Source organism: Sphingobium algorifonticola, assembly GCF_004005485.1.
GTDB lineage: Bacteria > Pseudomonadota > Alphaproteobacteria > Sphingomonadales > Sphingomonadaceae > Sphingobium > Sphingobium algorifonticola.
The window spans coordinates 824566-851066 of record NZ_RZUL01000001.1; the positions used below are offsets into that span (position 1 = coordinate 824566).

Sequence of the window (26501 nt, forward strand, 5' to 3'; positions counted from 1 at the left end):
ATCAGGCTGCGATGTTGGAAATGGCGGAAATCTGCGGGTTGCAACGCCGCAACTTCCGCAACTTCAGGATGTCCTCGACGATGGCATAGGTACGGTCATTATCGACATCGATGGCCAGCGCGCCGTCCTGGAACACCACCGGCTCCAGCCGCAGCCGCAGTCGGCGGGAGAAGCGCGCGAAGGATTGCTGCAAGGTGCCTATGCCCAGCCGGAACAGGATGAGGTTGACGATACCGAAGGAGCGGGCAAGGCGCGCGGGATGCTTGGCGAACTGCCCGCCTTCACGAAAGATGTTGGCGGCGGCCAGCGCCTCGCGCCCGCCGATCCAATAGCAGTTGCAGTTCGAGTAGCTGTCGTCGGCGAAGCGATAGAAGCGCCGCTGGCCTTCGGGATGCGCGGTCAGGACTGCATCCTTGCGGGCAAAGGCCGCACCGATGGCGGCGGCGTGGGCATCCATGCTGTCCTGCATCGTGGTGATGGCTTCGGGCGTGAACAGCGCATTGTCGGCCGTGGTGATGAGCAACGGGAAATCGGCGGCATCGGCAGCATGCAGCACGCTGTCGGCAAGGCTCGGCTGCGCCTGCACGATGCGCAGGCGCCCTTGGGCCATCAGCCTTTGCACGACATCGACCCCATCGAGCACCGCCGGATCGTCGATCGAAACCAGAATGCGCTGCATCTGCGGTGCGGCCGCCACCGCCAGCAGGACATGGGCGATCAGCGGCTGGTCGCACAGCGGCACCAGGCATTTGTGGCTGACCCCGAATCGCGCCGCGAGCGGATCGATCACCCCGTCGCGCTGCGCCGCCAGCACCAGCACGGTTATCGGACGGCGACCCTCGCCTTGCGGCCTGTGGCTGGTCATCATGCCGCCGTCGACATGGCCGCGGTGCCGGCCGCCGCCATTTCATGCCGTCCACACAGGCCATGCCGTATCAGGCTTTCGGCAACGATCGTCTCGATCAGATCGGCCTGGCTCAGCCCGGCGAGCGTCGCCGAACGGCCGAACACTTTTTGCGACCACAGGTTACAGTTCAGATTGACTTCGAGAAAGTCGATCTCGCCGCGCGTCACATCGACCCGAAACTCGAACCGGCCATAGTCGAACGGCGCGAAAATGCCGATCATCCGATGAGTCAGGTCGGTGATCCGGGCCACCAGCGCCGGATCGTCGAAGGGCACCAGACGATATTTCTGGCTGCGGTCCACCAGATCGCGCTTTTCCTGATAGGTGCGCAGATGCGTCGGGTCCGCCTGTTCGAACATCATCATCGGCATGATATGCGGGCGGCCATTGACGGTGATTACGGGCACCTCGACATCGCTGCCGGTCAGAAATGGCTCGACGATCGCGTCATGGCCCTCGGCATGGATATGCGCCACCGCCTCGGCCACGCCTGCCCAGTCGAACGCATCGCGAATCCCCCAGGATGCAGACGATGCGTTCGGTTTGATGACGAGCCGGTCCCCACCCGGACAGCGCGCGGGATCGACCGGGGCGCCGCGCCGAAAGACCGTCCATTCGGCCGTCGGCACATGACGCGCCGCCGCCTCCAGCTTGGTCAGATGCTTGTCGTCGGACAGGCCGCGCAGGATGGGACTGGCGCCCAGAAACGGCAGGCCATGGCGGGTGCACAGCAGCGGCAGCAGCATTTCGGAATTGAGGAAGCCGCCCCTGTTGAGCAGCGGAAAGACAAAATCCACATCGGGCGGCGCGAACAGCACGTCATAGCTTTCCGCAATCCGCAGCCGGAGGCCGATGGCTTCCAGGATTTCGCGCATTTCCCGATGATAGAGCGCATGATTACCGTCCTGCGGATGCAATCCGCCGGTCCAGCGCGCATTTTTCGCAATGAACAGCAGCCGCAGCCGCTCCTTCGCGTCATCAGGGATGCGGGTGGGGCGAAGCGGGGGGAACGCAGCGGTCATTCCCTTCATTTTACATGGAAATATGATGGTTTCGCTGCATTATGATGACGGCCGTTGTCATCCGTTTTTCATCCCGTTGTCATGCGCCGCGCATAAGCTTGCCGCATGCGGAACAGAGCAGCGCCATGGCCGACACGCTGACCGCCGAACGGCAAAGGTCCGCCCGTCCGCGTCCGCTCTCGCCACAGGCCATTGCGGAGGTAATGACCACGGGCGGCGACCGGCGGATCACACTCGACCCGCGAACCGGCCTCAACCAGTATATGGTCGCCCCCCGTCCGAGCCGCGCGATCGCTTATTCTTCGTCGACCGCGAACGACATATCTGCACCGGCTCTCGCCGAAATCCGCCGACGACTGGCGACCCTCGCACCGGACCTCATGATGGATGGCGACGGCTACGCAGAGGCGCTGGAGGCGCTCCGTGGCCGTTTGCGGACGGCGCTCGCGCTTCCGACGGATACCGAAATCGCTTTTGCCGCGTCGGGCACCGATCTTGAGTATATCGGCCTGTCCGTAGCCCAGCGCCGCGACATCCGCGGGATCGACACGGTGCTGCTGGGGGCGGACGAAGTCGGCAGCGGGTGCGCGCTGGCCTGCGTCGGCGCGCATTATGCCGACCGGACGCCGCTCGGCCATGCCGTCGCGCGCGGCGATCCTATCCGCGCCGATAAGGCACCCGTCCGCCTGTTTACCGTCAGCCTGCGAGATAAGGGCAGCAAGCCGATACCGTCCGAAGACATATTGATCGAGATTGCGGCCATCGCGCAGGCGGCAATCGATGCCGGACGCCATCCGCTGGTCCATGTCGTGCACGGGTCGAAGACTGGCCTGATCCTGCCGTCGCTCGCCCATATCGATGCGCTGCGCCGCCGCTTCGGTCAAAGCATCAGCTTCGTTGTCGATGCATGCCAGTGCCGGATCGCGCCGGCCGCGATCGCCGCCTATCTGGCCCGTGGCCTCACCATATTCCTGACCGGATCGAAGTTCATGGGCGGACCGCCGTTCAGCGGCATCGCGCTCATCCCGGCGGCGGCGGCACGCCTGTCGAGTGGCATCCTGCCCGGTCTGGAACGGATTTTCCTGCGCGCGGAATGGCCCGACCGCTGGCCCGGTGCAGCCAGTTTGCCGCATGGCGCGAACCTGGGGTTGCTGTTGCGCCTGGAGGCGGCGATTTACGAGCTGGAACTGTTTCAGCGGCTGACGGCGGCCGACATCCGTCGCACGCTCGATCTGTTCGACGCGGCGGTCGGCATGCTGACGGAGCAACTGGGTGCCCCGCGCCTCGCGCCGACCACAGGTGACGCGGCCGGCCTGATGCCCGACCGGCCGCTGGAAATGCGCACGCTCGTCACGCTCGATCTGGGGCAGGCTGCGCGGCCGATCGATTTTGCCGGTGCCGGGCATATCCATCGCATGCTGGTGCAGGACTTGCGGCGCTATGCCTGCGGGACCGACAATCAGGCCATCGCCGGACAGCCGATCAAGCTTGGCCAGCCGGTGCGATGCGTCACCCTGGCCGACGGCACCACCGGGGGAACCTTGCGGATCGGCCTGTCCATGCCGCAGATGGTGGCCTTTGCGGCGATGGACGGCGCGAGCCTGGCCAGCCGCCTGGACGCAGACATGCATGCGATCGCCACGAAGATGCGGATCATCGGCAATCTTTAGGTTCTGTGTGCCCGTCAGTCGACGGCCTTGAGCGCCTGCGCAAAATCCGCGATCAGATCGTCCGCATCCTCGCAGCCTATCGAAATGCGCACCATATTGTCACCGATGTCGAGCGCCTTCTTGCGCTCGGCTGGCACCGACAGATGTGTCATGGCCGCCGGATGGCTTGCGAGCGTTTCGGTTCCGCCCAGGCTCACCGCCAGCTTCGCAATCCGCAGCGCATCCAGGAACGCGAAACTCTCTGTCTCGCCGCCCTTCAGATAGAGCGAAAAGGTCGATCCCGCGCCGGTGCAGTGGCGATCGAAGATATCCTGCTGACGCGCATCGGAGGGGAAACCGAGATACACGACTTTCTCCACCTGCGGCTGATCGCGCAGCCATGCGCACACCTTGGCCGCATTTTCTCCGGCCCGGCTCATCCGCAACTCCAGCGTCTCGAGGCTGCGCAGCAGCATCCATGCACTGTGCGGATCGAGAATGGTGCCGATAGTGTTGCGCATCATGCGAATGGGATCGATCAGCGCCTGTCGCCCCAGCGCCCCGCCCGCCACCAGATCGCTGTGGCCGCCGGCATATTTGGTGAGGCTGTAGACGACGAGATCCGCTCCATGCGCCAGCGGCTTGTGCCACAACGGCCCCAGAAAGGTGTTGTCGATCACGATCGGCGGACGATCCGCCCCTTCCGCAAACAGAAAGTCGCGCTGCGCGACTACCGCCTCGACATCGACCAGCACATTGGTCGGATTGGCCGGGCTTTCGAGGTAGATCATCGCCACCCGGCCCTTCGCCTTGGCGCTTTCGATCACTTCACCGATTTCCACCGCTGTCGCACCCGCCGGAAAATCCATCCAGCGTACCCCGAACTTCCCCAATATGCGGCCGATCAAACCCTCGGTCGCGGCATAGAGCGGCGCGGAATGCACGATCACGTCACCCGGCTGCACCAGGGCAAGCAGCGTGGTCGCGATCGCCGACATGCCGCTGGAAAAGAGCAAGGCATCGTCTGCCTCTTCCCACAGGGCCAGCCGGTCCTCGGCGATTTCCTGATTGGGACCATTGAAGCGCGAATAGATCAGACCCTCCGACCCGCCGGGACGCAGGCCCGTCACACCTTCGAAATGGCGCTTGCCGGCGGCTGCGCTTTCGAAAGTGAAGGTCGATGTGAGGAAGATCGGCGGCTTGAGCGACCCTTCCGACAAGGCCGGATCGTAGCCGTGCCCCATCATCAGCGTGGCAGGCCGCAGCTTGCGGCCACCGATTTCGCGTATGTCGGGCTTGGCACGACGCCGGGAGGCAGGCACCGCCGTCAGTTCTGCTTCGGTCGGTGCGGATGGGGATGTCGTCCGGTCGTCGGTCATCATGCGCCTCTCCGCCAATTAGGCTGCTTCACGAAATATAATGACTTCCTATTGAAACCATATGTCGCATAGTCAAGCCCCCGGGCACATGCGATCCGGCCAATTGCTCAGCCGGTCGCAAGCCCGATCAGCGAAATCTGACGGCCATAGCCCGCTTCGCCCTTCAGGCAGGACCGGCGGTAGCTGAAGAAGCGATCAGGCTGGCTGCACGTATCCTCGCCCAGCGCCTCGATATGACGAACGCCCGCAGCCGCCAGTCGCGCGACGACATAGGCCTCGATGTCGAACAGGCGGTGGCCGGGCCGACCCATGCTGAAAAACCGTTCGTTGTGCGGATCGGCGGTCTCGAACCGTGCGGCGAAATCCTCTCCCACCTCATAGGAATGGCGCGCGATGCACGGGCCGACTGCACAGGCGATTCGTGCCCGGTCCGCGCCCAGGGCCTCCATCGCCTCCAGCGTCCGGTCGGTCACGCCATGCAGTACGCCTTTCCACCCCGCATGCGCCGCGCCGACCACAGCCGCCTGCACGTCGGCAAACAGCACCGGCACGCAATCGGCGGTCAATATGCCGAGCAACAGCCCCGGACGATCGGTCACCAGCGCGTCCGCCTCGGGCCGGTCGTCATCACCGACAGGCCCGGTCACGCGCATCACATCGGGCGAATGCACCTGCCGCACGGTCACCAGCGTGGCCCCCGGCAAAACGGCATCGCGGGCAAGATCACGGTTGCGGCGGACCGCGTCGGGATCATCGTCGGAGCCCAGGCCCACATTCAGCCCGGCATACAGACCGGTGGAAACGCCGCCCCTGCGCCCCAGGAAGCCATGCGGCACAGCCGCCAGCACCGATGCCGTAAGCCGTTCGATCATAGCGACGCCCCTGCCAGTCCGAACCCGTCGGGTCGCGGCCAGTCGGGATGGACGAAGGCCATCACCTTGAACAGGCCGCCCATCTGCTCCGGCTCCACTAGTCGCGCCCGCGCCGCCGCAATCGCCGCCGCCCGATCGGGCGCGCGATGCCCCAGTTGCGCGGCACGCGCATCGATGCCCAGGGCGCGCAGGAAATCCCCTTGCGCCACAGGTCCGAGCACGGAAAGTCCAGCCTGCATACCGACATGGCCGATCATCGTGAAATCGACGTGAGTCGTGAGATCATGCTCGCCCACCCCAACGAAGGGATCGGCATAGGCGTGGTTGCGCACCGCTTGCAGGCTGTCGCCCAGCGCGGGGCCGCTATAGCCATAATCTACAATGATAGCGGCCCCGCCCTGCTGCGCGATCCGCCGTGCCAGCAGCATCGCGACCGTGGCAGCGGCGGGCGAGATTTCGACGATCGACCCGACCGGCGCGTCGGCGAGCGACGGGGGCACCACGGCCGCCATGTCGCGATAGCCCGCGATCGGTGTGAAGCCGCCGCCATCCCCCGCAATGACGACGCGCTCGCGCCAGCCCTTTTCGGTGCGGACGATCTGGCGCGTCGGCAGTGCGTCGAAAAACTCGTTGGCGACTGCCAAGATGGGTGCGTCGCGCGGCAGCGTTTCCAGATCGTCGTGGAATTGGGCATCGGGCAGGAGGCTCTTCTGCTGCGTCCGCAGCACAGGGCTGGTTTCGATCAGATGTACCTGCGGCAAGAGGTCTGCGGCACGCATCGCCCGCAACGCGTCATTGGCCAATGTTCCCCGCCCCGGCCCCAGTTCGACGTAGAGCGGCGCGCGGGCGCGCCCAGACTGGATCCAGATATCCGCAAGGCACAGGCCAATCAGTTCGCCGAACATCTGGCTGATTTCCGGCGCGGTCGTGAAATCGCCGGCTGCGCCGATCGGATCGCGCGTGGCATAATAATGCGCGTTGGCTTCGCCGATATAGTGTGCGACGGATATCGGCCCGCCTGCCTCGATCTGCTTCCTCAGGCGTTCGGCGAGCGGGACGACGGTTGCGGCGTCATCCGACACTGGCGCTTCCCGCCGTCGGCTCGATACGGACGCGCCGACCGCTGGCCGTGGCAATGAGATAGAGGCCGCCCACGATCATGGGGATCGTCAGCCACTGGCCCATGTGCAGGCCGGTCTGCTGCGCGAACTCCATGAGTTGCGCATCGGCTTCGCGGAAGAACTCGACAAAGAAACGGGCAAGGCCATAGCCGAGCAGAAACGTGCCGACGAGCTTGCCCGGCTGATAGCGCGCGGCCGTTTTCCAGAACAGCCACGCGAGTATGGCGAACAGCACCGGGCCTTCCAGCACGGCCTCGTACAACTGGCTCGGATGGCGCGGGTTGGGGCCGCCGGTCGGAAAGACGATCGCCCAGGGTACGTCCGTCGCCTTGCCCCACAATTCGCCGTTCACGAAATTGGCAAGACGGCCGAAAAACAGGCCGAACGGCACACAGCAGGCAACATAATCATGCACACGCAGCCAGTGCAGCCCTTCCTTCCGCGCCAGATAGAGAATGCCGCAGGTCACCCCGATCACGCCGCCGTGAAACGACATGCCGCCATTCCACAATTTGAAGATGTCGGCCGGATTCGCCAGAATCGCAGGCTGGTAGAAGACCACATAGGCGAGGCGTCCGCCGATGATGATGCCCAGCGTCGCATAGAAAATCATATCGTCGGCATGGCGTCGCGCCATGGGCGCACCGGGTTGCGCGATCAGCTTCAGCAGATACCAGTAACCCACCAGAATCCCAGCCAGATAGGCAAGGCTGTACCACTTCAGCGTGAAGAAGCCGAGGTTCAGGGCAACCGGGTCCAGTCCCAGGCTTTCGAATTGCAGGTATGCCGTGGCGTTTGCGGCGAACAGGTCGATCAAGGCTTTTCCCCGGTAATTTTCGCCTGCATAAAGGAGAACAGGCACAAGACCAAGTGGAGAGCGACGGCATGGCGCAGGACAGCGCGACCCCCCACAGCGCGTCCCGGCTCGACCGGGACATAGATGCAGCGATTGCGCGGATGACCGGTCCGGGCGGTCTGCTGCAACTGGGGCATGTCGCGCGCAACGGTGCCATGCTGCCTTATGTGGTGTCCGCGCCGCAGACGCTGCCCGCGCTGTTCGCCACTTATTGTGCCCATTATGGGAACCGGCCCTTTCTGGTCGATGGCGCGGAGCGGCTAACATTCGCGCAGGCTTATGCGCTTGCGCGGCGCGCGGCGGGCGGTCTGGTGGCCGGGCATGGCGTAAAGCCGGGCGACCGCATAGGCCTTGCCGCGCGCAATGGCGCGGGGTGGGTGATCGCTTACATGGCGATTGCCATGGCGGGCGGCATCGCCACCCTGCTCAACGGCTGGTGGAGCGGGCAGGAATTGGCAGAAGCGATCGCCGACACGGGCTGTTCGCTGGTGCTGGCCGACGGGCGCCGCGAAGCCGCGCTCCACGAAGCAGGCATCCCGTCAGGTGCCACGCTTGTCCGCATCCGGCAGACCGTGCCCGTAGCCGAAGGATTGGCGGCGCTGAACGCGCTGGGCGGCGACGAGACAACGGCCCTGCCCGAAATGGCGCCGGATGATGATGCGACGATCCTGTTCACCTCCGGCTCCACCGGGCGCAGCAAGGGCGCGCTGTCCGATCAGCGGGCCGTGGTGCAAGGTGCGCTCAATTTCGTCAGCGCGACCTTGAGCGTCCTCGACGTGATGACCCAGCGCGGCAGCCCGCCGACGCATCTGCCCGCCACTTTGGTGTGCGTTCCGCTGTTCCATGTGACGGCGGAGATCACGATATTGCTCCAGAGTTTCGTGATCGGTCGCAAGCTGGTGATGATGCCGAAATGGGACGCTGAGGAAGCGATGCGCCTGATCGCCGCCGAACAGATCACCTATTTCATCAGCGTGCCGCTGATGAGCTACGAAATCGCGACACATCCGCACCGCGACCGCTATGATCTCTCGACACTCAAGGATGTTGCCTCGGGCGGGGCGCCACGCCCGCCCGAACAGTTGCGCCGTATCGTCGATGGGCTGGCCGGTGCCAATCCGGTGATCGGCTATGGCCTGACGGAAACCAACGCCGTGGGCTGCGGCAATTTTCGCGAAGCCTATCTTGCAAAGCCCGACAGCACCGGCCGGGCAACCAGGCCGCTGACGGAGGTCGCCATCGTCGACGCCGATGGCCGCAGCCTGCCGCAGGGCCAGCGTGGCGAAATTGCGATTCGCAGCATTGCCAACATCAAGGGCTACTGGAACCGCCCGCAGGATACCACCGCCCTGTTCACGGCGGACGGGTTCGTGCGGACCGGGGATATCGGCTATATGGACGCCGACGGCTATGTGTTCATCGTCGACCGGCTGAAGGACATCATCATCCGCGGCGGCGAGAATATCTCCGGCCCGGAAGTGGAAGCCGCGCTCTATGCACATCCCGCCGTCAAGGAATGCGCCGTTTTCGGCCAGCCCGACGCGCGGCTAGGCGAAGTACCGGTGGCCGTCGTGTATTTGCGCGAAGGGATGAACATCACGGGCGAAGCGTTGCGGCTTTTCTTGGGCACGCATCTCGCGCCGTTCAAGATACCGGCCCGGATCTGGATTGCCGAAGCCCCGCTGCCCTGCCTCGGCTCGCTCAAGATCGACAAGCGCGCCCTGCGCGATCGCTATGCGGAGGCGGCGATCCCCGCCGACAGCTAGCCCGACATCGCACCAGATTGGACCGGCCTCTGTCTTGCCGCTGTCATCATGGTGCGTCAGGCTCGTAGCGAAGCATGAGGGAGCAGGCACATGTTCGATCCCGGTTTCGACGATTTCGTGGCGGTCGATGAAGCGCCCATGCGGTCCAACCCGCGCGAAAAGCCAGTCGCGGCCTATCTGCTGTGGGGCGACGGCGTGCGGCGCTTGCCGGATACGCCGGTCGATGGCTGGGTGCATGTCGCAGCGCGGGGCCAAAAGGGTTGGGTAAGGCAGGACGATCTGGGCGGCGAGTCGCTGCTCGAAATCTATTTCATCGACGTGGGGCAAGGCGATGGCATCCTGGTCAAGACCCCGGATTTTCGTCATGTCATGATCGATGGCGGGTTGCCGCGCGCGAGCCAGTTCACCAACAAGAGCGGGGCCGATTTCGTCGACTGGAAGTTTTTCCGCGATTATGGGTCGAACGTGATCGCTCTCGACATGCTGATCGCGTCGCACAATGATTATGACCATTTTGGTGGCCTCAGCGATCTGCTCGACGTCGATTCCATCGGCGAACTGGACGCGCGCACGATCACCGTCGAGACTTTCGCACATGCCGGCCTGTCCTGGTGGCGGCGCGAGCCTTCCGGCAGGACGCTGGGTGACATCGCTGCGGACGATCAGGGCAATCGGCATTTCACCCAACTCATCGACGACCGGGCAAGCGCGCAGCAGGCCACCGGCGGTTCGGCGCATCATCCGCAGCTTCAGGGAAGCTGGAGCCAGTTCATCGCGCGGGCGCTGGCGGCGCGGACCGCTGCGGGCGCACCGGTCCCGTTCGTGCGACTGGGCCGCAGCACCGGCATGCTGCCGGGATTTGACGCGGGCGATGTCAAGGTCGCGGTTCTCGGCCCCGTTGACGGCATGTTGAACGGCGCGCCGACTCTGCCGGTGCTCGACAGCGACAGCAAATCGACCAACGGCAACAGCGTTCTGTTGCGGATCGACTATGGCAAGGCGCGTATCCTTCTGACCGGCGATCTCAACCGGCAGAGCCAAGCCCTGATACTCGATGCCGTGGGCACCGATGCGTTGGCCTGCGACGTGGCCAAGGCATGCCATCACGGCAGCGAAGACATTTCCATGGCTTTCCTGGAGGCCGTGCATGCCGCAGCGACGGTCATCAGTTCGGGCGATGGCGAAGGGCATGACCACCCCCGCCCCCGCATCGTCGCGGCGTCCGGCCTGACCGGCTTCGTCGAAATCACCAACGACCAGATCGTCACGCCGCTGGTCTATTCGACGGAACTGGCCCGCTCCGTGACGATCGCGGAGCCGGTCAGTCTCGACATAGCTGTCCCCGGCACCGCGCCGCTGGCGCTGGACACGCTCGACTTGCGCTACGCCAGAATTGCGGCGCGCGAGCGCAAGGTGATCGGCAGTCGCACCTATGAACGGCGCCTGTCGGGAACGAAACTGGTCGGACGTCTGATCTATGGCCTTGTCAACGTGCGGACCGACGGCAAGCGCATCCTGTGTGCGACGATGAACGAAGCCGATGGAAGCTGGTCACTGAAAAGTTTCAAGGCCCGCTTCTGATCTGACGGGGATAACGCCAGGTCTTCAGAACGGTACTTCGTCATCCAGGTCGTTGCCGTAATTGGGTGCGCTCGCGCCGCCACGGCCACTGCTGCTGCGCCCGCCCCCGAAGTCGTCGTCATAGCCCCCACTAGCGCCGCCGCCCCACTCGCCGCCGCCACTGCCGGAACGCGCGCCGCCACCCTGCCCGCCGCCGCCGCCACCGGGCGCGCCATCCAGCATCGTCAGCACCGAACCCAGGCCCTGCAACACCACTTCGGTGGTGTAACGGTCATTGCCCTGCTGGTCCTGCCATTTGCGGGTACGCAACTGGCCTTCGATATAGACTTTGCTGCCCTTGCGCAGATAGCGTTCCGCAACGCCGACCAGCCCTTCGGAAAAGATCGCGACATTGTGCCACTCGGTCTTTTCCTTCTTTTCGCCGGTGTTCCTGTCCTTCCAGCTTTCCGACGTGGCAATGCTGAAATTGCATACCTTGCCGCCGTTCTGGAACGATTTGACCTCCGGGTCCTTGCCCAGATTGCCGACCAGAATGACCTTGTTGACCGAGCCTGCCATAGTTCCTCCGAAAGCGTAAACCGGCCTTATAGCCCTGCCGCCGTCGCGGTCCAGAATGTAATGCCCGCCGCTGCATAGGCGAGCGCGAAAAGATAGATCACCATGAACAGCGGCCAGCGCCAGCCGTTGGTTTCGCGCCGCGTGACGGCTATGGTCGAGATGCACTGCGGCGCGAACACGAACCAGGCGAGGAAAGCGAGCGCCGTCGGCAAAGACCAGCGGCCCTGCAACCTGTCGCCCAGCGACCGCTCAAGCGCCGCTTCGTCATCGCCCGCCTCGATCGAATAGACTGTTGCGAGCGCCGAGACCGCCACTTCGCGCGCGGCCATGGCGGGGATCAGCGCCAGCGAAATGTCGCGGTTGAAGCCGATCGGTTCCATCACGACGTTCAGCCCCCCGGCGATGCGCCCGGCGATGCTGTAATCCACCGGAGACATGGTGCTGCCCGCAGGCGGTTTGGGAAAGCTCAGGCACAGCCACAGGATGACCGTCGACGCGAAGATGATCGTCCCGGCCCGCTTGAGGAAGATGACGGCCCGCTGCCAAAGCCCGATCAGCACATCGCGCAGGCGCGGCCACTGATATTTCGGCATTTCCATCAGAAAGCCGCTGCTTTGCCCCTTAGTGACCGTCAGCCGAAGGAGCAGGGCGGCGGCCAGCGCGCCGACGATGCCCAGCACATAGAGCAGAAACAGGACAAGCCCCTGAAGACCGATGCCCGGACCGACCGAGCGGGCGGGGATGAACGCGCCGATGATGACGGCATAGACCGGCAGGCGCGCCGAACAGGTCATGAGCGGGGCGATGAGGATGGTCGTCAGCCGATCCTTCGGATCGCTGATCGTGCGCGTCGCCATGATGCCGGGCACGGCGCAGGCGAAGGACGACAGCAAGGGAATGAACGCCCGCCCCGACAGGCCCACGCGCGCCATCAGCCCATCCATCATGAATGCCGCGCGCGTCATATAGCCCGTCGCCTCCAGCATCAGGATGAACAGGAACAGGATGAGGATTTGCGGCAGGAACACGACGACCGAACCGACGCCATTGATGACGCCATCGACAACGAAGGATCGCACGATCCCATCGGGCAAGCCCGCCGAAGCTGCATCGGACGCCGCCGCCGCCCAGCCCTCGATCAGCGCGATGGGTGCTTCAGACCAGGCATAGACGGCCTGGAACATCACGAACAGCAAGGCGAGCAGCACGGCCAGCCCGGCCACTGGATGCAGCACGACACGATCGACTGCCGCCGTCAGGCGACGGGACGGCGTTTCGGTGACGATCGCGGCACGCGCGATCCGCGTGGCCTCGGCGCGGCGCATGTCGAACGCGACATCCGGCTGGGACGGACGCAGTCGGCGGACATTGCCGTCGAGCAGACCGTCGAGCGCCTGCCGCAGCAGATCAAGACCCCGCTTGCGCACGGCGACTGTGGCAATCACCGGCACGCCCAGTTCGCGCGACAGGCTTTCGGCATCGAGTTCCAGCCCGTCGCGCGTCGCCAGATCAACCATGTTGAGCGCCACGACGGTGGGCAGCCCCAGCGCAATCAGTTCCAGCGCGAACCGCAGGTGATTGTCCAGATTGCTCGCATCGACGACGATCACCAACGCGTCGGGCAATCGTTCACCGGCCTGCCGACCCAGAATGACGTCGCGCGTCACCTGTTCGTCGGGGCTGGTGGGGTCGAGACTGTACGTGCCGGGCAAGTCAACCAGCTCGACCGGGCGACCGTCAGCGAAGGAAAGCCGCCCCGACTTGCGCTCCACCGTGACACCGGGATAGTTGCCCAGCTTCTGCCGCGCGCCCGTCAGCGCGTTGAACAACGCGCTTTTGCCTGCATTGGGGTTGCCGACCAGCGCGACAAGCGGAATCGCCGTCATTGCGGGACCTGATCCGGCCCGCTGCGGACATGGATGGCCGCCGCGTGCGACCGCCGCATGGCAATCGTCATCCGCCCCACCCGGCACGCCAACGGACCGCGCCCCAGAAGGCCGCCACGATGCAGCGCCTCTATGCTCGCCCCTTCGCATATCCCGAACTCGCGCAGCCGCTGCCCTTCGAGAGGCGACAGGCTGGACCAGTCCACCCGGTCAATATAGCCGGGCTGACGCAAGGGGTAGAGATGCAGACGCAACACATCGTCCTCAGGCACGAACAGACTGCGACTGATTATCAATAAGCGCTCGCTTTGGCCAGCGCCGAATGCAACCCGCTTCAGACTGCGGGATAACGCAACCGGCCGATGAAGCGGGACAGGCTGAGGCGCTGGTCAGCGGCCGGAAGGAGGCGCGCCTTCACAGTCTCGAACCGCATGATGCCGTCGATCCGACGCTTGAGGAAGGCGCGGGTCTCTTCATGGCCTTCGCTGGCATCGTCGATGAAGGTCAGCAATGTCGCGGCATAGACCGATCCCAGAATTGCGCGCTTGCTGTAATGATTGTAATCGGTGGCGGTATCGCCCGCGCAGCGCCACATCGCATCGGCTGCGCGCCAGCCCAGCTGCACCGAACGGGGCAAGTTCTGCGGCATCGCGAGCAGCGTCAACGCGCGCCGCAACGCTTCCCGGTCGGGTGCCAATATGGCAAGGCGGGCCTCAACCAATGCCGTAATCCGGGCACGGATCTTCATTGCAGCCAGATGCTCGGCCGGCAATTGCCGGGCCATTTCCACGTCGACATGCGCAAACCAGGCATCGATCATGTCGATCGGACCGGCCGAAAACGCCAGAGCCGCAATCGCCGGATCGACCCCGGCCTGGTCCGCGGCATTGACCACGGCCGCATCGCGCCAGCCATCGAAAGCGGCGTTGCGGGCGACCAGCGGTGCCAGCACCACACGCAGTTCATCGACGGTCGGGTCTTCGGGCAGATCTGTCATGCCCTCTAATCTAGTCGCGGACGGGCAGTCGGACAAGGACCAGCGCAAGTGCGATGGCGCAGGCACCGACGGCATCGGTGAGCGACAAGGTCTCGCCAAAGGCGAGCCAGCCGATGAGGGCACCGACCAGCGGCTGCACCAGCAACGTCAACCCGACGATGAGCGGCGTGAACCAGGCCAGCGCATAGACGACAAGACCCTGGCCGATCACCTGGCTGAGCAACGCAAGGACGATGACCGGCGTCCAGTCGGTCGGCAGGATCGTCTCACCAGCCGCCCAGGCGAAAACCAGCATCGGAACGGCCGCCGCGATGGTGGAGGCGGCCAGCAGCGACCAGCTGTCGAGCACCTGCCTTACCCGCTGGATCGACAGAATATAGCCCGTGTACAGAACACCCGCGAGAATGCAGAGCAGGTCACCGCGCAGATAGCGCGGCGACAGTTCATAGCTGTTGCCCATGAGCAGCGCCGTTCCGGCAACCGCCAGTGCGATGGCGATCCCTTGCAGGCGCCCGGGACGCTGCCGCAGGACGACAATACCCCAGATAGGCAGCAGCAGGCTGGTGATGTTGCCGAACAGCGTGGCATTGGCGACCTTCGTCAGCATGATGCCCGCGTGCCAGCTTGCCAGATCAGCAGCGAAGAACAGACCGCCCAGGGCGATGACCGGCCACAGGCTGCGGGAAATGCCGGAGAGACCATGTCCCCGCCAGCGCGCCAGCAGCATCAGCAGCGGAACGGCGAGCGACAGGCGCCAGAAGCCTGCCGCAACCGGGCCGATATCCGCCAGCCGCACCAGCAGCGGACCGAACGCCAGCGCCACATTGCCGCAGAACAGCGCCAGAAAGGCGAAGCGGGGCGGAGCCGGTGCGGCGGTCTCCTCACTGGTGGCTATTGAAACGCTCATCCGCCGTCCCTAGCTGCGCACCCACAGAATGTCCCGTTGCATTTTGCAACCAGCATGGAGAAATGCGCATGTCGACCCCAGATTTGTTCGATCCCGTCACTTTGGGCGCGATCCGCGCGCCGAACCGCATATTGATGGCCCCGCTGACAAGAGGCCGGGGTACGCGGGACCATGTGCCGACACCGCTGATGATCGATTATTATGCGCAGCGCGCCGGCGCGGGCCTCATCATTTCCGAAGCGACCGGAATCAGCCGCGAAGGCACCGGCTGGCCCTATGCGCCGGGCATCTGGACCGACGAGATGGTCGAAGGCTGGAAGCCGGTCACGGCCGCCGTCCATGCGAAGGGCGGCCGGATTGTCCTGCAGCTGTGGCATATGGGGCGCGTCGTCCACCCCGATCTCATCGATGGAGCCGCGCCTGTGTCCGCCAGCGCCACGACGGCGCCGGGCGAAGCACATACCTACGGCGGCAAAAAGCCCTATGCACAGGCACGTGCGCTTGAAACATCCGAAATCCCCAGGCTTTTGGAGGATTACGCCCATGCCGCCCGCAACGCCATCCGCGCCGGGTTCGACGGGGTGCAGGTACATGCCGCCAACGGCTATCTGATCGACCAGTTCCTGCGCGACAGCAGCAACCTGCGCACCGACGCCTATGGCGGCAGCGTGGAAAACCGGGTGCGGCTGCTGCGTGAAGTGGTGCAGACCATTGCCGATGCGATCGGCGCAGACCGTACGGCCGTCCGCCTGTCACCCAACGGCGATACCCAAGGGGTGATCGACAGCGATCCGGCCAGCCTGTTCACCGTCGCCGCCCAGGCGCTCGACGCCATCGGTATCGCGTTTCTCGAATTGCGCGAACCTGGACCGGAGGGCACCTTCGGCGCGACCGATCAACCGCGCCAGTCGCCGCTCATCCGCCAGCATTTCAATGGCCCGCTGGTGCTGAACAGCGATTATGACATGGCCCGCGCGCAGGGCGATCTTGCGAGCGGTCTGGCCGACGCTATCAGTTTCGGGCGGCCCTTCATCGCCAATCCGGACCTGCCAGAGCGGCTGGCGACCGGCGCGCCGCTGGCGCAGGCACCCATGGCCACATGGTACAGCCAGGGACCCGAAGGCTATACCGATTATCCCGCATTATCGCAGATAGCGGCCTGAGCACATCGCACAATGACCGGCACAGGGATGCGCGCGGCGTATCCCTGCGTCCGTCAGGAAAAGCGTTCGCGCAGTGCAAGCATGGCGATTGCGGCCTTGGCAGCTTCGCCACCCTTGTCCTTTTCGGTCATGCGTGCGCGGGCCAGCGCCTGCGCTTCATTCTCGACGGTCAATATGCCGTTGCCGATCGCGATACCATCCATGCTCAATGCCATCAGGCCACGGGCGCTTTCGTTCGAGACCACTTCGAAATGATAGGTTTCGCCGCGAATGACGACACCGATGGCGACAAAGCCGTCGTAGCGCCCGGTTTCGGCCGCCATGGCAATCGCACCGGGGATTTCGAGAGCACCCGGCACCGTCAGCACTTCGTGCCGGTGCCCCGCGCTTTCGAGCGCGGCGACCGCGCCTTCGATCAGCATGTCGTTCAGATGCTCGTAAAATCGCGCTTCCACGATCAGAAACTTGGCCATGATGCTCTATCCTTCAATCGATGCGGCGCTCGCCGACCACGGCCAGATCATAGCCGTCAAGCGCGATGAGGCTATGGTGACTGTTGGTCAGCAGGATCATGTCATGCACGCCCAGTTCGGCGAGAATCTGTGCGCCGACGCCATAATCGCGCAATTCGTCCATATCGCTGGCCGATATGGTGTTGGCGGCCTTGAGCTGGAACATCCGGGTAAAGACATCAGGCGCGTTGCGGTTCAGCACGACGACGATGCCCGACCCTTCGGCCCCGATGATTTCCATGGACCGCGCGAGCAAGCCTGAACGCGGCCCTTCCTCACCGAAGGAATCGACGAAGGGCGAGAGCTGGTGCATCCGCACCAAAGTGGGCTGATCGGGGTCTATCCGGCCCTTTTGCAGCACGACCTGCTCGGTTTCGGTGGCCTTGTTGAAAAAGGTCATCGCCTTCCACTCGCCGCCCCATTTGCTCGTGAAGGTCACTTCCGCCCGCTTTTCGACCAGATGGTCGTTGCGCCGACGATAGGCGATAAGATCGCGGATCGTGCCGATCTTCATCCGGTGCTTCTGGGCGAAGGGAATGAGGTCGTCGAGGCGCGCCATCGTGCCGTCATCCTTCATGATCTCGCAGATCACGCCGGAGGGATTGAGACCGGCAAGCCGCGACACGTCGACCGCCGCTTCGGTATGGCCGGTCCGCACCAGCACGCCGCCGGGACGGGCGACGAGGGGAAAGACATGGCCGGGCGTCACGATATCCGCTGCCGTCTTGCCCGAATCGATGGCAACCGCGATCGTCCGCGCCCGATCCGCCGCGCTGATCCCGGTAGTCACGCCTTCGCGCGCTTCGATCGATACCGTAAAGGCCGTCTCATGGCGTGTGCCATTGTGGCGACTCATGAGGTTGAGGCCCAGTTGATCCACACGCTGCTTGGTGAGCGCCAGGCAGATAAGCCCGCGTCCGTGCGTCGCCATGAAGTTGATCGCATCGGGCGTCGCCATTTGCGCCGGGATCACCAGATCGCCTTCATTCTCCCGATCTTCGTCATCGACCAGAATGAACATGCGGCCGTTGCGCGCTTCGTTGATGATTTCCTCGGGCGTGGCCAGCGCGGTGCCGCCTTCGCGGCGCAGCAGATAGGCTTCGAGCTTGCCCAGCGTATCCGCCGTAGGGTTCCAGTCTGCCTCGCCCAGTCGCCGCAGACTGTTCGCGTGCAGCCCGGCCGCGCGGGCAAGGCCGGAGCGGGACACGCCGCCGTCGGTCACCAGATGCCGCAAAGTTTCGATCAGTGCCGTGCTCATGGCATGTCCCCGCTACCCAACGATGTGGTAAAGCACTTAATCACATCACAGTGTGATTACAAGATGCGAATGTCACATTGCGCGGATAGACAGCATCCGGTCGAGATAGCGCGCGAGCACATCAATCTCCAGATTGAACGCACGGCCCGGCGCCAGATCATCCAGGGTCGTCGCCTGCGCGGTATGCGGGATGATGTTGAGGCCGAAATGGACGCTCCGATCGGGCTGGTCCGTCACGCTGTTTACCGTCAGCGAAATGCCGTCAAGCGTGATCGATCCCTTCGGCGCGAGGCTGGCGGCCAGAGCAGCGGGCGCGGCAATGACCAGCCGGGTCGAATCGCCATCGGCGGTCGCGGATACCAATTGGCCCACGCCATCGACATGCCCCGTCACGATATGCCCGCCCAGTTCGTCGCCGACCTTGAGCGCGCGCTCAAGATTCAGTCGCTGCCTCTCAGTCCACAACCCCGGCGCGGTCCGCGAAACGGTCTCGGCGGAGACATCCACGGCAAACCAGTCGGCGCCCTTTTCGACAACAGTCAGGCAAACGCCTGAACAGGCAATCGAGGCACCGATCGCAACGCCATCCATGTCGTAGCCGCAACCGATGACGATCCGCATGTCGCCCCGTTGATCGATGGTGCGGATATGGCCGATGTCGGTGATGATGCCGGTGAACATGGTCAGCGTCCTTACGCGTTGCGTATCCGCCCGTAAACCTCCAGCCGGTCTGGGCCAAGCATGCGCGTGTCGATGGCGCGCCAATGACCATGCGCGGCATCGAGCGACAGGAGGCCAATGTCGCCGATCGCCGCCATCCCGGTACCGACAAGGATCGGCGCGCGATAGAGCAGCAGGCGATCGACCAGATCGGCGCGCAGAAAGGCGGCGGCGGTCTGCGCGCCGCCCTCCACCAGCAGATGATCGACATGGGACAGGTCGGCGATCGCACCGGGATGCGTGATGCTTTCCCAACCGTCCGGCGGATCGCTGCGACCCAGCATCACCCGTCGCGGCGCGCGGCTTTCAAGGCCCGGCAGGCGCACGTCGAGGCGTGGTGCATCCGCGCGCACGGTTCCCGACCCGACCAATATGGCGTCATGACGCGCCCTTTCCACATGCGTGTGCGCCCGTGCCGCCGCGCTTGTGATCCACCGACTGCGCCCGTCGGCAAGGGCGATGCAGCCGTCCAGCGAGACCGCGAGCTTCAGCGTCACATGCGGACGCCCGGTCGTCTGCCGCAGGAAGAAGCCCGCCATGGCGTCACGGGCCTCCGCTGCGAGCAGTCCCGTTTCGACCACGATCCCTTGCGCCCGCAGAAAGGCGATACTCTGGCCGTCGGTGCGGGGATCAGGATCCTGCGCTGCAACAACAATGCGGGCCAATCGTGCTCGCGCCAGCAGATCGGCGCAGCGTGGTCCGCGTGGCGAGAGGTGAAAACAGGGTTCCAGCGTGACATAGGCGGTTGCGCCCGCCGCCCGGTCGCAAGCTTGGGCCAGCGCCTGAGCCTCGGCATGCGGTCGCCCACCCGCCTGCGTCCAGCCCGCGCCGACGACATGCCCATCGCGTACGACGATGCATCCGACATTGGGATTGGGCGATGACAGGCCACGGCCTCTGCCGGACAAGGTGATTGCCGCCGCCATGAACCGCCGGTCCTCGACCGACCACGCCCCCGCGCCCGCCACAGTCAGGGCTTTGCAGCCGTACTGCCTGCCTGCGCAGCCTCTTCGGCGCGCGCCTTGGCCAGACGCGCATCGAGCACCGCGTTGATGTCCTTCAGCGCCTCCTGGCGGCGCGCACCGTTGCGGGCCGCTTCCTCCCGCCATTCGATGCCGACCATGTCGGCGACCGCCTGCATTTCCTTCTGCTTCTTGGCGAGCAGCATCTCGCCCTTGGCGAGATCCGCCTTCTGCTTGGCGATGATGACCGCATCCGGGCGGTTCGCGTCCCAGCTCTGCACATAGATGATCTTGTAACGGCGGGGTGCGGTGTTCGTCTTCGCGTCGAGCAGAAACGCCCAGATGATGACCCAAGTTATGGCTGCCGCCAGCCCGAGCAGCGGCCATTTGTGTGCGCGCTTTTCGGAAAAATAGGACCAGAAGTCGCCCAGTGCGCTCCGTGGAGAAACCGGTTTCGGAAAAATCGCCATGCTCGCGAATATAGGGGATTGTCCGGCATGATGCAAAGCCAGGGCGCCCAGGCCGAGATCGTCCTGGAAAACGGCGCGCCTGTGACTTTCATCACGGCCGAATCAGGTGCGATGGTTAAAAAGACCTTGCGACCCGAGAGGCATCGCGTTGATGCCTCTTTCCTGACCCGGCGACCGCAAGGCCGCCGGGTCCGTTTTTTATCGATCAATGCGGCTGCATGCGCAGGCGGCGAATGGCTTCCGCCCTGCCGATCAGTGGCAACAGCGCCGCCATATCCGGCCCGTGATCGACCCCCGTCAGCGCCAGGCGCAGGGGCAGGAAGAGCGCCTTGCCTTTTCGCCCCGTCGCTGCCTTCAGGGCGTCGGTCAGCGCCCGCCACAGGCTCTCGTCATCGTCGCCGAGCGTTTCCATCACATCGGCCGCCTGCGACAGAAACAAGTGATCGTCGGGTGCCGGAGCAGGTGGCGTGAACGGGCCGTGGATGACTGCCCACCAGGCCGCCGCATCGACGAGCCGCGTCACATTGGGCCGGATTGCCGCCCATGCCCGTTCGTCCATCCCGGACGGTAGGCGATCTTGCACAGCCCCGTAATCGGTCAGATGCAGGATTTTCTGGTTGAGCATCGCCAGTTCCGCATCATCGAAGCGCGCGGGGGCGCGGCCGAAGCGGCCGAAATCGAATGTGTCGATCAGCACCTTGGGATCGGTGACGGGCTCTACCGGATCGCTGGTGCCCAGCCGCGCCAGCAAGGCGATCAGCGCCACGGGCTCTATCCCCGCATCGCGAAAGGCAGCGACACCCAGCGACCCCAGCCGTTTCGACAGCTTGCCTTCGGCCCCCACCAGCAATGCCTCATGCGCGAAGGCAGGTGGCGTCGCCCCGAGCGCATGGAACATCTGAAGCTGCGTTGCGGTGTTGGACACATGGTCTTCGCCGCGCACGACATGGGTGACGCCCATGGCAATGTCGTCGATGACCGACGGCAGCATGTAAAGCCATGATCCGTCGGCGCGGCGCACCACCGGGTCCGACAGCAGCTTCGGATCAAAATGCTGGTCGCCGCGGATCAGGTCCGTCCAGGCGATGGGCGCATCATGATCCAGCTTGAAGCGCCAATGCGGTTTGCGCCCTTCCGCTTCGAGCTTTGCGATATCGTCGGACGTCAGCGTCAGCGCCGTCCGCTCATAGACTGGCGGCAGGCCTCGTCCCAGCAGCACCTTGCGCCGCAGGTCGAGTTCCTCGGCGGTTTCGTAGCAGGGATAGACATGCCCCGTCGCCTGCAACGCCGCAAATTGCGCCTCGTAAAGCGCAAAGCGATCCGACTGCCGTACCTTGCCATCGGGATGCAGGCCAAGCCAGGCGAGATCGGCTTCGATCGCGTCGGCATATTCGCGGCGGGAGCGATCCGCATCGGTATCGTCGAGCCGCAAGAGAAACTGCCCGCCATGTTTGCGCGCCCACATCCAGTTATGGAGCGCTGCGCGGATGTTACCGACATGCAAGTGCCCGGTCGGCGATGGCGCGAAACGGGTAACGACGGTCATGTCGTGCGAAACGCATTGGTGATCGGGTAGCGCCGGTCGCGCCCGAAATTGCGGGTGCCGAGCTTGACGCCCGGCGGTGCCTGACGCCGCTTATATTCGGCGATATAGAGCAGCCGCTCGATCCGCGCGACGGTATCGCGATTAAAGCCGCGCGCGACCAACTGATCCACCGACAATTCCTCCTCCACCAAGCCGTACAGGATCGGATCGAGCACCGCATAGGGCGGCAGGCTGTCGTCGTCGCGCTGATTGTCGCGCAGTTCGGCGGTCGGCGGCTTGGTGATGACACGGTCGGGCATGACGGGACCGGCAGGGCCAAGCCCCAGCGAAGGCACATGGGCGTTGCGCCAGCGCGACAGATCGAACACCGTCGTCTTGTACGCATCCTTCAGCACCGAATAGCCGCCCGCCATGTCGCCATAAATGGTCGCATAGCCGACCGACATCTCGCTCTTGTTCCCCGTCGTCAGCAGCATCGGGCCGAACTTGTTGCTGATGCCCATCAGGGTGACGCCGCGAATGCGCGACTGGATATTTTCTTCGGCCAGATCGCTGGCGCGGCCATCGAATACATCCGCCAGCATCGTCCCGAACGCCGCCACCGCCGGTTCGATCGGAATCGAATCAAGGCGGACACCGAGCAGCCGGGCACATTCGGCTGCATCGTCCAGACTGTCCCTGCTGGTGAACCGCGAGGGCATCATGACGCACCAGACGCGATCCGCGCCGAGCGCATCGACGGCGACGGCGGCGGACAGCGCGCTGTCGATGCCCCCGGAGAGGCCGAGCACGACGCCGGGAAAGCGATTGCGGTTCACATAGTCGCGCAGGCCAAGGACCATGGCGTTGTAAGTGTCTTCAGGATGGGGATCGAGCGCATGGATGTCGCCGGGCGCGCAGGTCCACGCGCCGGCGCGTTTTTCCCACTGTGTGAGCACCAGCGCCTCTTCCCAGTCCGGCAACTGGTGCAGCACAGCGCGGTCCGCACCCATGACGAACGACGCGCCGTCGAACACCAGTTCATCCTGGCCGCCAACGCGATTGAGATAGATGATCGGCAGCCCGGTTTCCTGCACCCGCGCGGCGCACACCTGATGCAGGCGGCGGTCGTCCTTGCCGATTTCATAGGGGCTGCCATTGGGGGTGATGAGGATATCCGCACCCTGCGCCTTGAGATGCGCGGTGACGAACGGAAACCAGACATCCTCGCAGATCGGCAGGCCTAGCCTGACGCCCCGGAAATCGACCGGCTCGGGCAGCGGCCCCGGCGCGAACAGCCGTTTTTCGTCGAATGTCCCATAATTGGGCAGTTCGCGCTTCTGCCGGATCGCAACGATCTTTCCGCCGTCGAGCAGCGCCACGACATTGAACAGCACCCCCTGCGCCGCCACCACGGTGCCCACCAGCATCGCGGGACCGCCGTCGCCCGTGGCGTCGGCCAGCCGCTGCAATTCTTCACCCGCGCGGGTGACCAGCGCGGGCTTGAGCACCAGATCTTCAGGGGGATAGCCGATCAGTTGCAACTCGGGATAGACGATGAGGTCGGCACCCTGGGCCTGCTGCCGCCAGTGCAGCATCGCATCGGCATTGGCGGCAAGATCGCCTACCGACTGGCTAAGCTGGGCAAGGGCGATGGTCAGGCGGTCAGTCATGGCCTGCGCCTAGAGCATTTTCATGCGTCACGCAAAAGCGCCTTTCCAGCGCCACGGGTGCCCGCTAAAGGGGCGCCGTGCAAGCGCGTCACAGAAACGTCACGGGGTGCCTTCTGCCATGAAATTGATGACGGGTAATTCCAACCTGCCGCTGGCGCGCGCCATTGCAGATTATGTCGAGATTCCCCTGACGCAGGCGAGCGTTCGCCGGTTCGCTGACGAGGAAGTGTTCGTGGAAATCCACGAAAATGTGCGCGGCGAAGATGTGTTCGTGATCCAGTCGACGAGCTATCCGGCCAACGACAATCTGATGGAACTGCTCATCATCATAGATGCGCTGAAGCGCGCGTCGGCGAAACGGATCACGGCGGTCCTTCCCTATTTCGGCTATGCCCGGCAGGATCGCAAGCCGGGCCCGCGCACGCCCATTTCCGCCAAGCTCGTCGCCAACATCATTACGGTGGCGGGTGCCAACCGGGTGCTGTCGGTCGATCTTCACGCCGGGCAGATTCAGGGCTTTTTCGACATTCCGACCGACAATCTGTTCGGCGCGCCGGTCATGTCGGCGGACATCCAGGCGCGGTTCGGTGACCGGAACATCATGGTCGTATCGCCCGACGTGGGCGGCGTTGTCCGCGCGCGGTCGCTGGCCAAGCGGCTCGACAATGCGCCGCTGGCCATCGTCGACAAACGGCGGGAGCGCGCGGGCGAATCGGAAGTGATGAACATCATCGGTGACGTGAAGGGCCGGTTCTGCGTCCTGGTCGACGATATCGTCGATTCGGGCGGCACATTGTGCAACGCCGCAACCGCGCTGCGGGATGCCGGGGCGGAAGATGTCGTCGCTTATGTGACGCACGGCGTGCTGTCCGGCGGGGCGGTGGCGCGGGTCGATGCCTCCACCTTGACCGAACTGGTCATCACCGACTCCATTCTGGGCACAGAAGGTGTCCAGACGTCCAGCCGCATCCGCCAGTTGCCGATCGCGCCTCTGCTGGGCGAGGCCATCAAGCGGATTGCGGACGAAAGCTCGGTTTCCAGCCTGTTCGATTGACCTTTGGCGTCATGACGTGACGCCATGCGGGCACAAGTTGCGCTGCGCGACTTTGGCGCGGCGCGGCGTGTCGCATCAGGGTCGCATCAGGACCAGTGGCACAGCCAGCAGCATGGCGATGCAGGCCGCAACGCGCGGCTTTCCCGTGATCCCGAACGGCGCATCGGCCCAGAAGGCCGGGCAAGTGATGAAAGCGGCGAACAACAGCCCTTGGGCGATGACATCGGCCCGTGCGAAAGGCATGTCTTGCGCAAGCGCAAGCCCGCCGAGCAACGCCACCACGCTGACGATCCACCCGACCAGTGCCATGCTGCTACCCCTTTCCTGCTCCTTAGAACGACAAGGCTGCGCAGAGGCTTAATGGTCAGGCATAGCCCCCTTCGACCAGCCGCTGGGAAATCCACCAGACATTGCCGAAAGCATCGCAGACGCCGCCCTGTCTGTCCTGATAGGGCATGTCGGCGACCGGCATGACAAGCGTGCCGCCCGCCGCGATCGCTCGGGCTACGGCGGCATCGGCATCGGCCACATACAGATAATAGCTTGCGGGCATGGCCGGCCAGTCGGCGGATGCTTCGCTGACCATGATCGTGCAATTGCCGATGACCACCTGCGCATTGGCGATGCGGTTCCCTGGCCCAATCGTCCGGTCGGTCTCCACGCCGCCCAGTCCATCGACCAGAAACGCCAGAAATGCGCCGGCGCCCTCAACGAACATATAGGGCGTGACGCTGGCGAAGCCCGGCGGTGTGGTCATGGCTGCCTCCATATCTTGTGATGATGTCAAAGCTATGCCGTTGCCCTGGCGGGGGCAACGGCATAGCGGCGGCTTGCCAAGGGATGCTGTCCGAGCGAAGGGATAGGGCATGACAACACGCGATGACTTCACACTCGCCCAGCGCCTCGCCGACGCGGCAGGCGAGGCAATCCGTCCGTTTTTCCGGGCACGCTACGACACCGAGTTCAAGGCGGACACATCGCCGGTGACCGAAGCCGACCGCGCGGCGGAGGCGGCGATCCGGGCGATACTGGAGAAGGAACGGCCCGGCGATGGGATCATCGGCGAGGAATATGGCGCGATCCGCGAGGACGCGGAACGGATATGGATCCTCGATCCGATCGATGGCACGAAAAGCTTTATCGCCGGGCGACCGATATTCGGCACGTTGATCGCGCTGACGCAGGCGGGATGGCCGACGATCGGCATCATTGACCAGCCGATCGCCCGCGAACGCTGGGCCGGGATGGTCGGCCAGCCGACGACGTTCAACGGCCAGCCGGTCACCACCCGCCAGTGCCGCGCTCTGGACGAAGCCATTCTGGCGACTACGGGCCCGCAATATTTCAATGGCTGCACCGGCGAGCATTTCGCCATTCTTGCAGGGCAGTGCCGCGATACGATATGGGGGGGCGACTGTTACAACTATGGACTGTTGGCGTCCGGGCATGTCGACATCGTGGTCGAGGCGGGCCTCAAACTGCATGATATCGCCGCACTCGTCCCGGTGGTCGAGGGCGCAGGCGGACGGATGTGCGACTGGTCAGGCGAACCCATCGACTCGGACGGGGACGGTCGCATCATCGCCGTGGGCGATGCCGCGCGGGTGGACGATGTGCTGGAGGCGCTGGCGCATGGGCATGATAGCCACGAATAAGCGCCAGA

26 protein-coding genes are annotated in these 26501 nt (G+C 64.5%); 6 read left to right on the plus strand and 20 right to left on the minus strand.

All coding sequences use genetic code 11. The features are described 5' to 3' along the window. Position 1: 1 nt before the first annotated feature. Together ENE74_RS03880 and ENE74_RS03885 are read right to left on the minus strand one after the other, a co-directional pair. Positions 2–865: an NTP transferase domain-containing protein gene (locus ENE74_RS03880; RefSeq protein WP_127689562.1), complete on the minus strand. Its 864-nt coding sequence runs from the start codon at positions 863–865 to the stop codon at positions 2–4. Beyond that, positions 865–1929, minus strand: a complete 1065-nt coding sequence (locus ENE74_RS03885; protein ID WP_127689290.1) for a D-alanine--D-alanine ligase family protein — start codon at positions 1927–1929, stop codon at positions 865–867. The genes ENE74_RS03880 and ENE74_RS03885 overlap by 1 nt, the downstream gene beginning before the upstream one ends. A gap of 125 nt (positions 1930–2054) precedes the next feature. Here ENE74_RS03885 and ENE74_RS03890 point away from each other — a divergent pair, with 125 nt between their 5' ends. Continuing rightward, positions 2055–3599 carry a hypothetical protein gene (locus tag ENE74_RS03890; RefSeq protein ID WP_127689291.1) on the plus strand — a complete coding sequence of 515 codons (1545 nt, stop codon included), beginning with the start codon at positions 2055–2057 and terminating at the stop codon, positions 3597–3599. Positions 3600–3613: 14 nt separating this feature from the next. Here the strand turns inward: ENE74_RS03890 and ENE74_RS03895 are convergent, their stop codons facing one another. The 4 genes from ENE74_RS03895 to lgt all read right to left on the minus strand — a co-directional run bounded on the left by ENE74_RS03895 (position 3614) and on the right by lgt (position 7767). After that, positions 3614–4960 (minus strand): cystathionine gamma-synthase family protein, encoded by a 1347-nt coding sequence (locus tag ENE74_RS03895; RefSeq protein WP_127689292.1) that lies wholly within the window; start codon positions 4958–4960, stop codon positions 3614–3616. A gap of 104 nt (positions 4961–5064) precedes the next feature. Then, positions 5065–5829, minus strand: a complete 765-nt coding sequence (pgeF, locus tag ENE74_RS03900; RefSeq protein ID WP_127689293.1) for a peptidoglycan editing factor PgeF — start codon at positions 5827–5829, stop codon at positions 5065–5067. Then, the gene (locus ENE74_RS03905; protein ID WP_127689294.1) at positions 5826–6911 is read right to left on the minus strand and encodes a class I SAM-dependent methyltransferase; all 1086 of its coding nucleotides are present in this window, start codon (positions 6909–6911) and stop codon (positions 5826–5828) included. The genes pgeF and ENE74_RS03905 overlap by 4 nt, the downstream gene beginning before the upstream one ends. Beyond that, a complete protein-coding gene (lgt, locus tag ENE74_RS03910) occupies positions 6901–7767 on the minus strand; it encodes a prolipoprotein diacylglyceryl transferase (protein WP_127689295.1) in 867 nt (288 codons plus the stop codon). Before lgt ends, ENE74_RS03905 begins: the two co-directional genes overlap by 11 nt. A gap of 68 nt (positions 7768–7835) precedes the next feature. On the opposite strand from lgt, the gene ENE74_RS03915 reads away from it, so the two are divergent. Then, complete coding sequence (locus ENE74_RS03915; protein ID WP_206517632.1) at positions 7836–9572, plus strand: class I adenylate-forming enzyme family protein; 1737 nt, start codon at positions 7836–7838, stop codon at positions 9570–9572. Positions 9573–9662: 90 nt separating this feature from the next. Beyond that, positions 9663–11153 carry an MBL fold metallo-hydrolase gene (locus ENE74_RS03920; protein WP_127689296.1) on the plus strand — a complete coding sequence of 497 codons (1491 nt, stop codon included), beginning with the start codon at positions 9663–9665 and terminating at the stop codon, positions 11151–11153. 24 nt (positions 11154–11177) lie between these two features. Here the strand turns inward: ENE74_RS03920 and ssb are convergent, their stop codons facing one another. From ssb to ENE74_RS03945, 5 genes are all read right to left on the minus strand, one after another. Further along, entirely contained in the window at positions 11178–11711 is a 534-nt protein-coding gene (gene ssb / locus ENE74_RS03925; protein ID WP_127689297.1) for a single-stranded DNA-binding protein, read from the minus strand. A gap of 26 nt (positions 11712–11737) precedes the next feature. Next, positions 11738–13597, minus strand: coding sequence for a ferrous iron transporter B (gene feoB / locus ENE74_RS03930; protein WP_127689298.1), 1860 nt, complete (start codon positions 13595–13597; stop codon positions 11738–11740). Continuing rightward, the gene (locus ENE74_RS03935) at positions 13594–13851 is read right to left on the minus strand and encodes a FeoA family protein (RefSeq protein ID WP_127689564.1); all 258 of its coding nucleotides are present in this window, start codon (positions 13849–13851) and stop codon (positions 13594–13596) included. The genes feoB and ENE74_RS03935 overlap by 4 nt, the downstream gene beginning before the upstream one ends. Before the next feature lie 80 nt (positions 13852–13931). Then, the gene (locus ENE74_RS03940; protein ID WP_127689299.1) at positions 13932–14594 is read right to left on the minus strand and encodes a COQ9 family protein; all 663 of its coding nucleotides are present in this window, start codon (positions 14592–14594) and stop codon (positions 13932–13934) included. A gap of 10 nt (positions 14595–14604) precedes the next feature. Continuing rightward, the gene (locus tag ENE74_RS03945; RefSeq protein WP_127689300.1) at positions 14605–15501 is read right to left on the minus strand and encodes a DMT family transporter; all 897 of its coding nucleotides are present in this window, start codon (positions 15499–15501) and stop codon (positions 14605–14607) included. Between the two features lie 68 nt (positions 15502–15569). Here ENE74_RS03945 and ENE74_RS03950 point away from each other — a divergent pair, with 68 nt between their 5' ends. After that, complete coding sequence (locus ENE74_RS03950) at positions 15570–16664, plus strand: alkene reductase (protein ID WP_127689301.1); 1095 nt, start codon at positions 15570–15572, stop codon at positions 16662–16664. 53 nt (positions 16665–16717) lie between these two features. On the opposite strand, the gene ribH is transcribed toward ENE74_RS03950, so the two are convergent. From ribH to ENE74_RS03985, 7 genes are all read right to left on the minus strand, one after another. After that, the gene (ribH, locus tag ENE74_RS03955; protein ID WP_127689302.1) at positions 16718–17137 is read right to left on the minus strand and encodes a 6,7-dimethyl-8-ribityllumazine synthase; all 420 of its coding nucleotides are present in this window, start codon (positions 17135–17137) and stop codon (positions 16718–16720) included. A 13-nt stretch (positions 17138–17150) separates the two neighbouring features. After that, on the minus strand, positions 17151–18434 hold the full coding sequence (gene ribB / locus ENE74_RS03960) for a 3,4-dihydroxy-2-butanone-4-phosphate synthase (protein ID WP_127689303.1): 1284 nt from the start codon (positions 18432–18434) through the stop codon (positions 17151–17153). A 72-nt stretch (positions 18435–18506) separates the two neighbouring features. Further along, complete coding sequence (locus ENE74_RS03965) at positions 18507–19115, minus strand: riboflavin synthase (RefSeq protein WP_127689304.1); 609 nt, start codon at positions 19113–19115, stop codon at positions 18507–18509. Between the two features lie 11 nt (positions 19116–19126). Further along, positions 19127–20122, minus strand: coding sequence for a bifunctional diaminohydroxyphosphoribosylaminopyrimidine deaminase/5-amino-6-(5-phosphoribosylamino)uracil reductase RibD (gene ribD, locus ENE74_RS03970; protein ID WP_277601350.1), 996 nt, complete (start codon positions 20120–20122; stop codon positions 19127–19129). Positions 20123–20124: 2 nt separating this feature from the next. After that, positions 20125–20586 carry a hypothetical protein gene (locus ENE74_RS03975; protein WP_127689305.1) on the minus strand — a complete coding sequence of 154 codons (462 nt, stop codon included), beginning with the start codon at positions 20584–20586 and terminating at the stop codon, positions 20125–20127. A gap of 205 nt (positions 20587–20791) precedes the next feature. Beyond that, on the minus strand, positions 20792–22132 hold the full coding sequence (gene gltX, locus ENE74_RS03980; RefSeq protein ID WP_127689306.1) for a glutamate--tRNA ligase: 1341 nt from the start codon (positions 22130–22132) through the stop codon (positions 20792–20794). Beyond that, a complete protein-coding gene (locus ENE74_RS03985) occupies positions 22129–23784 on the minus strand; it encodes an NAD+ synthase (protein ID WP_127689307.1) in 1656 nt (551 codons plus the stop codon). The genes gltX and ENE74_RS03985 overlap by 4 nt, the downstream gene beginning before the upstream one ends. A 118-nt stretch (positions 23785–23902) precedes the next feature. Between ENE74_RS03985 and ENE74_RS03990 the strand changes: the two genes are divergently transcribed. Further along, complete coding sequence (locus ENE74_RS03990; protein WP_127689308.1) at positions 23903–24838, plus strand: ribose-phosphate pyrophosphokinase; 936 nt, start codon at positions 23903–23905, stop codon at positions 24836–24838. A gap of 75 nt (positions 24839–24913) precedes the next feature. Here ENE74_RS03990 and ENE74_RS03995 read toward each other — a convergent pair whose 3' ends face one another. Then, on the minus strand, positions 24914–25147 hold the full coding sequence (locus tag ENE74_RS03995; protein WP_127689309.1) for a hypothetical protein: 234 nt from the start codon (positions 25145–25147) through the stop codon (positions 24914–24916). 55 nt (positions 25148–25202) lie between these two features. Then, positions 25203–25595 carry a VOC family protein gene (locus ENE74_RS04000; RefSeq protein ID WP_127689310.1) on the minus strand — a complete coding sequence of 131 codons (393 nt, stop codon included), beginning with the start codon at positions 25593–25595 and terminating at the stop codon, positions 25203–25205. Between the two features lie 109 nt (positions 25596–25704). Between ENE74_RS04000 and hisN the strand changes: the two genes are divergently transcribed. After that, a complete protein-coding gene (hisN, locus tag ENE74_RS04005) occupies positions 25705–26493 on the plus strand; it encodes a histidinol-phosphatase (protein ID WP_127689311.1) in 789 nt (262 codons plus the stop codon). Positions 26494–26501: the final 8 nt, after the last annotated feature.

Bases quoted from the DNA above. Each gene is read 5' to 3' on its own strand.
- ENE74_RS03880 (WP_127689562.1), bottom strand. From the start codon at position 865: ATGACCAGCCACAGGCCGCAAGGCGAGGGTCGCCGTCCGATAACCGTG.
- ENE74_RS03885 (WP_127689290.1), bottom strand. From the start codon at position 1,929: ATGACCGCTGCGTTCCCCCCGCTTCGCCCCACCCGCATCCCTGATGAC.
- ENE74_RS03890 (WP_127689291.1), top strand. From the start codon at position 2,055: ATGGCCGACACGCTGACCGCCGAACGGCAAAGGTCCGCCCGTCCGCGT.
- ENE74_RS03895 (WP_127689292.1), bottom strand. From the start codon at position 4,960: ATGATGACCGACGACCGGACGACATCCCCATCCGCACCGACCGAAGCA.
- pgeF (WP_127689293.1), bottom strand. From the start codon at position 5,829: ATGATCGAACGGCTTACGGCATCGGTGCTGGCGGCTGTGCCGCATGGC.
- ENE74_RS03915 (WP_206517632.1), top strand. From the start codon at position 7,836: ATGGCGCAGGACAGCGCGACCCCCCACAGCGCGTCCCGGCTCGACCGG.
- ENE74_RS03920 (WP_127689296.1), top strand. From the start codon at position 9,663: ATGTTCGATCCCGGTTTCGACGATTTCGTGGCGGTCGATGAAGCGCCC.
- ssb (WP_127689297.1), bottom strand. From the start codon at position 11,711: ATGGCAGGCTCGGTCAACAAGGTCATTCTGGTCGGCAATCTGGGCAAG.
- feoB (WP_127689298.1), bottom strand. From the start codon at position 13,597: ATGACGGCGATTCCGCTTGTCGCGCTGGTCGGCAACCCCAATGCAGGC.
- ENE74_RS03940 (WP_127689299.1), bottom strand. From the start codon at position 14,594: ATGACAGATCTGCCCGAAGACCCGACCGTCGATGAACTGCGTGTGGTG.
- ENE74_RS03945 (WP_127689300.1), bottom strand. From the start codon at position 15,501: ATGAGCGTTTCAATAGCCACCAGTGAGGAGACCGCCGCACCGGCTCCG.
- ENE74_RS03950 (WP_127689301.1), top strand. From the start codon at position 15,570: ATGTCGACCCCAGATTTGTTCGATCCCGTCACTTTGGGCGCGATCCGC.
- ribH (WP_127689302.1), bottom strand. From the start codon at position 17,137: ATGGCCAAGTTTCTGATCGTGGAAGCGCGATTTTACGAGCATCTGAAC.
- ribB (WP_127689303.1), bottom strand. From the start codon at position 18,434: ATGAGCACGGCACTGATCGAAACTTTGCGGCATCTGGTGACCGACGGC.
- ENE74_RS03965 (WP_127689304.1), bottom strand. From the start codon at position 19,115: ATGTTCACCGGCATCATCACCGACATCGGCCATATCCGCACCATCGAT.
- ENE74_RS03975 (WP_127689305.1), bottom strand. From the start codon at position 20,586: ATGGCGATTTTTCCGAAACCGGTTTCTCCACGGAGCGCACTGGGCGAC.
- gltX (WP_127689306.1), bottom strand. From the start codon at position 22,132: ATGACCGTCGTTACCCGTTTCGCGCCATCGCCGACCGGGCACTTGCAT.
- ENE74_RS03985 (WP_127689307.1), bottom strand. From the start codon at position 23,784: ATGACTGACCGCCTGACCATCGCCCTTGCCCAGCTTAGCCAGTCGGTA.
- ENE74_RS03990 (WP_127689308.1), top strand. From the start codon at position 23,903: ATGAAATTGATGACGGGTAATTCCAACCTGCCGCTGGCGCGCGCCATT.
- ENE74_RS03995 (WP_127689309.1), bottom strand. From the start codon at position 25,147: ATGGCACTGGTCGGGTGGATCGTCAGCGTGGTGGCGTTGCTCGGCGGG.
- ENE74_RS04000 (WP_127689310.1), bottom strand. From the start codon at position 25,595: ATGACCACACCGCCGGGCTTCGCCAGCGTCACGCCCTATATGTTCGTT.
- hisN (WP_127689311.1), top strand. From the start codon at position 25,705: ATGACAACACGCGATGACTTCACACTCGCCCAGCGCCTCGCCGACGCG.